Genomic DNA, 4,470 nt, shown 5'->3' on the forward strand with positions numbered 1-4,470 from the left:
TAAATTAGGGATAGTCGCACAAAAGAGTTTAAAATACAACCAATTGATTGTCAGATTGATAAATATTTGGTATCTTAGTATCAGAAAATAAAAAATCCCCCGAACCTCTGGTAAAGGTCAAATTCGGGGGAAATGAAGTTGAAAACCTCATGGCAAAAGTACAAAATTTATCTGATATACAGCAAGAGATTGCATTTACTGAGTTTGATTTTTATCGTCGATATGAAGAAACTTTCAAATCCAGTGAACTTGGCCGCATCAAGTCACATCTTCCTCTTGGAGAGATGGCACTATCGTTTGGTTTGATAGATGCGGCTCCGAAGAGTATAAGAGTTAAGAGAGGAAGAAAGTGTTTCTTTACTCCTGAGGGTAAGGTGGCGTTAGCGTTCTTGAAGATGTATACCGGGTTGTCGGCTCCGAAGTTAATGGATGCTCTGAATGGAAACATTCATTATCAGATTTTCTGCGGAATTCGTATTAGTCCTGAGAGCCGGTTGACAAACTACAAATTAATTGACAGCATATTGTTGGAACTGTCCAAGAAGTTGAAGATACAGGAGCAGCAGAAGATACTTGCAGATGCTTGGAAGCCATACATGAAGAATCTTGATACAGTCTACACAGATGCGAGCTGCTATGAAAGCCTGATGCGTTTCCCGACCGATGTGAAGTTGCTTTGGGAATGTGTCGAGAGAGCATATAAGATGATGTGTTGTATCAGTACCAGACTTGGCGAGCACAGGAAGAGAACGAAATACAATGACATTGAGAAAGCGAACCTGGCTTATAGGAAGCAGCGCAAGCACACTTACAAGCAGACTAGGAAGATGATAATGAGACTGCTTTCCTTGCTGGGCAAGATACTCGGTGAGATCCGCAGACAGATGCGTATTCATCCGGGTAATGAACTCTTGAATGACAAGCAGTTGGATATACTTGAGAGGATTACGATGGTATATCGACAGCAGAAGAAGCACTTTAGGAGTGGCGACTCCCGCGAGAGCATACCGAATCGAATAGTAAGCCTCAGCAAGCCTTATGTGAGACCGATAGTCAGAGGCAAGGAGACCAAGACTGTAGAGTTTGGAGCGAAGTGCAACAATATATTGATTGATGGAATATCGTTCATTGAGAAACTCTCTTTTAATGCGTTTAATGAGGGTACCAGACTGAAGCATTGTGTATCCTTGGCACGGAAGCTTACCGGTGAGCAAGTGACAAAGATAGGTGGTGATCAGGGATACTCTGGCAATGTCAATAGGACTTTCTGTAAGGAGAACAAGATAGAAACCTCATTCACCCGGAAAGGCAGAACGGGAAAGAATGAAGTTAAGAATGCGACAAAGAGGGAGTTGGCAAGAGTGCGGGCTACAGCAATGGAAGGTTCATTCGGAACTCAGAAGGAGCATTACGGACTACGAAAGGTAGCCGCAAGGATAAAATCCACAGAGATCTTACTGATTTTCTTTGGCATCCACACGGCAAATGTTGTCAGCCTCGCAAAGAGAGAAGCAGAGCAAAGGAATCTTGCAGCCTAAAGTTCCACCCGTGGAACCCAACTTTACGGAGGTGGTGGCTCCAAACGTGATTGAAAATGAAAAATCGGCTCTAAAACGGAGCCGATGATATAGAAATAACGATGAGTGCAATCGCAAAAATACGGGAGAGTCTGCCGGTTGACTCAAATGGAATAAATTAAATGACTTTCCCTAAATTATGATATTTATTAATCCGTAAAACCTTTATTCATCGCATAATTCATGCACATCGAAAATCTTAAAATCGATTGAACCGGATGAATTCACCCCCAATCCAAACAACGCAAAATCGCCCAAACACGGATCATCCGGAAAGACTTCCATCAAGGCATCGGTTATTCTGCGGGCATTCTTCAGAGAGAACGTTTCCGTATCCGTCAACTTCAACAGATAAGCAATCCGACATACGTGGGTATCTAAAGGTACAATCAGATCCCTGCAATCGAAGCTGCTCCAGATACCGAAGTCAACTTCAGAGTTTCGACGTATCATCCAACGCAAAAACATATTCAGCTTCTTTTGGGGGCTGCGTGCCGACACTTCAAGAAATGCACATAATTTCTCCATAGGTATGCCCGGATATATTTGCAACGCATCCTCCAAACTGCCAAAACGGGAATAAGCATCATACAGGTGCTGAAAATAACCGCGAAAGCGGGCATAAGAAAGCATGCGGTAGAAACTGTTCGCGGCGCCGGAGGGGAAATCGCTCTCCCATCTACGGGAAAGCACGTACCGATAGGGCGATTCTCCCATCAGCCGGTGCAACTCTCCAGCTTTTTTCACAATCTGCTTCCGGTTTCCGAAGCTCATGATGGCGGTGAGCAAACCGCTGATTTCTATATCTTGCTTCAGCGAAAAGCGATGGGGAAACTGTACCGGATCGTCACAGATAAAGTCGGCGCAATGGTAAGCCGATGCACAAGCAATCAATATATTCCTTATTTCTTCCGTCATTTTTCGGGTTTACTTGTTTCTATAACATTTTACAGCGACAAAAATACAAAATCGTCGGCATATTAACGTGAAAGAGGCTTTGCATTGCCGGCATTCCCAAAGAAAAAACCGATGCGGATTCGCGCCGCTAAAGTTTTACGGGACAACAATTATTGCCTACCTTTGCCTCAGGATGAAGCAAATCTAACCCAAAGCAGAAGAAATATGGCGGATAATTACATCGAAAAGCAATACGAACAGTACGAAGCAAGGAAAGCGGCTTGGAAACAATCACAGAAGTACAGGAAAAAAACGCGACCGACATCTCCGTCGCCTCAGACAGAGGGTGGAACCCGTGAAAGAAGAGTATTCGTGACGGGAGGAGCATCCGGAATAGGAAAAGCGATTGTAGAAACCTTTTGCAAGGAAGGATTCAGGGTTGCCTTTTGCGACCTCGATGAAAAGGCGGGGAAGGAAACGGCGCAGGGAACGGGAGCGGTATTCTATCCCGCAGACGTGGGCAACCAAACGGCTCTCGAAGAATGTATGCAACAAATATTCAATGAATGGGGCGATATAGACATCCTCATCAATAATGCCGGCGTCAGCCGCTTCTCACCCATCACGGAGACGAGCGTAGAGGATTTCGACCGGATTCTCTCCGTCAACCTGCGACCCGCATTCATCACTTCGCGGTTGCTGGCCATCCACCGCCATGCCCTGCAAACGCCCAACCCGTACGGAAGAATCATCAATATCAACTCCACGCGTTATCTGATGAGCGAACCGGGCAGCGAGGGTTATGCCGCATCCAAAGGAGGCATCTATTCGCTCACTCATGCGCTGGCATTGTCGCTTGCCGAATGGCATATTACGGTAAACTCCATAGCGCCGGGATGGATACAGAACGAGAAGTACGAACTGCTGCGCGCGGAAGACCACCTCCAACATCCGTCGGGAAGAGTAGGCAAACCCGAAGACATTGCCCGCATGTGCCTGTTTCTTTGCCGGGAAGAGAACGATTTCATCAATGGAGAAAACATTACGATTGACGGAGGCATGACGAAGAAGATGATTTATAGGGAGTGAAACATGCGAACATAAAAAAAGGCTATCTATCCCAGACAGCCAATCTTTGTTAACCTTAAATCTAATACTATGAAAAACACAGTGCAAAGATACGGACTTTCCGCTTATCTCCAAATTTGCCGCCGCAAACGAAATACATTATAACACCATTTAATATCGAGATCCATAAGTTAACATTTCGACTGGCGGGCTACACTCCCGATTGTACTCATACATCAGCGGGGAACAATCATTCAACACCCTCAGTCAGCATCTATTCCCTGCATTGGCTTTTCATACATCAGCGGGAAACAATCCCGCACTCGGGAGCTGCTGTCATTGCCCGATTTCCCGGGATACGGATATTCGATGAAGTGTGTCGTAAGCTCTAAGTATGACCTGTCATTGTCCGTTTTTTCGGGAGGCGGCTCTCCTCGGAAAAGAAACAGGTAATTTAGACGGAACGTCAACCGAAGACGTTAAGCCACAAGCGTCAACCTCTTATCATACAGATCAACCGGAGCCAATCCCGCTACAAAACAGACGAAAGAAGGGCAACCGAAACCATCAGGCTACAGAGTTTGGTTTGTTTCACTCTGTTGAAAGATTCACTCCGCTATCCTTAAAGGCCCTAAGGCTATAGAGTTCGCTTTGTTTCCCACTGGGGAAACTTTATTTTCCCACTGGGAGGTGTGTCAAAATGCACACCTCTTTTTTTATGCACAAAGCCCCGACTTTCACAAGCCGGGGCTTTGTTATTACCTAAAGATTTTGTATCTTTAAGCATAACTTTTTATACTATGACAAAGATACATTTTCGTCCTTACAATCCCAACCAAACAGTGCTTTTTCCTCAAAGAATTGACGAGGATATTGCAGAGAACGATCCGGTGCGCATGGTTGACGCACTGGTTGAGAGCCTGAATCT

3 protein-coding genes are annotated in these 4,470 nt (G+C 45.2%); 2 read left to right on the forward strand and 1 reads right to left on the reverse strand.

Annotation, left to right across the window (positions count from 1 at the left end; all coding sequences use genetic code 11):
* The first annotated feature begins 149 nt into the window (after positions 1 to 149).
* Entirely contained in the window at positions 150 to 1,538 is a 1,389-nt protein-coding gene (locus C234_RS0112720) for a transposase (protein ID WP_027325467.1), read from the forward strand.
* A gap of 204 nt (positions 1,539 to 1,742) precedes the next feature.
* Here C234_RS0112720 and C234_RS16470 read toward each other — a convergent pair whose 3' ends face one another.
* Positions 1,743 to 2,495, reverse strand: a complete 753-nt coding sequence (locus C234_RS16470) for a TIGR02757 family protein (RefSeq protein ID WP_051290270.1) — start codon at positions 2,493 to 2,495, stop codon at positions 1,743 to 1,745.
* A gap of 204 nt (positions 2,496 to 2,699) precedes the next feature.
* Here C234_RS16470 and C234_RS0112730 point away from each other — a divergent pair, with 204 nt between their 5' ends.
* Positions 2,700 to 3,563: an SDR family NAD(P)-dependent oxidoreductase gene (locus tag C234_RS0112730; protein ID WP_027326075.1), complete on the forward strand. Its 864-nt coding sequence runs from the start codon at positions 2,700 to 2,702 to the stop codon at positions 3,561 to 3,563.
* Positions 3,564 to 4,470: the final 907 nt, after the last annotated feature.

Origin of the sequence: Bacteroides pyogenes DSM 20611 = JCM 6294, assembly GCF_000428105.1 — a bacterium.
Classification (GTDB): Bacteria; Bacteroidota; Bacteroidia; order Bacteroidales; family Bacteroidaceae; genus Bacteroides; species Bacteroides pyogenes.

What these genes read in the sequence shown, in the direction of transcription:
- C234_RS0112720 (WP_027325467.1), top strand. Translation starts at nt 150, where the DNA reads ATGGCAAAAGTACAAAATTTATCTGATATACAGCAAGAGATTGCATTT.
- C234_RS16470 (WP_051290270.1), bottom strand. Translation starts at nt 2,495, where the DNA reads ATGACGGAAGAAATAAGGAATATATTGATTGCTTGTGCATCGGCTTAC.
- C234_RS0112730 (WP_027326075.1), top strand. Translation starts at nt 2,700, where the DNA reads ATGGCGGATAATTACATCGAAAAGCAATACGAACAGTACGAAGCAAGG.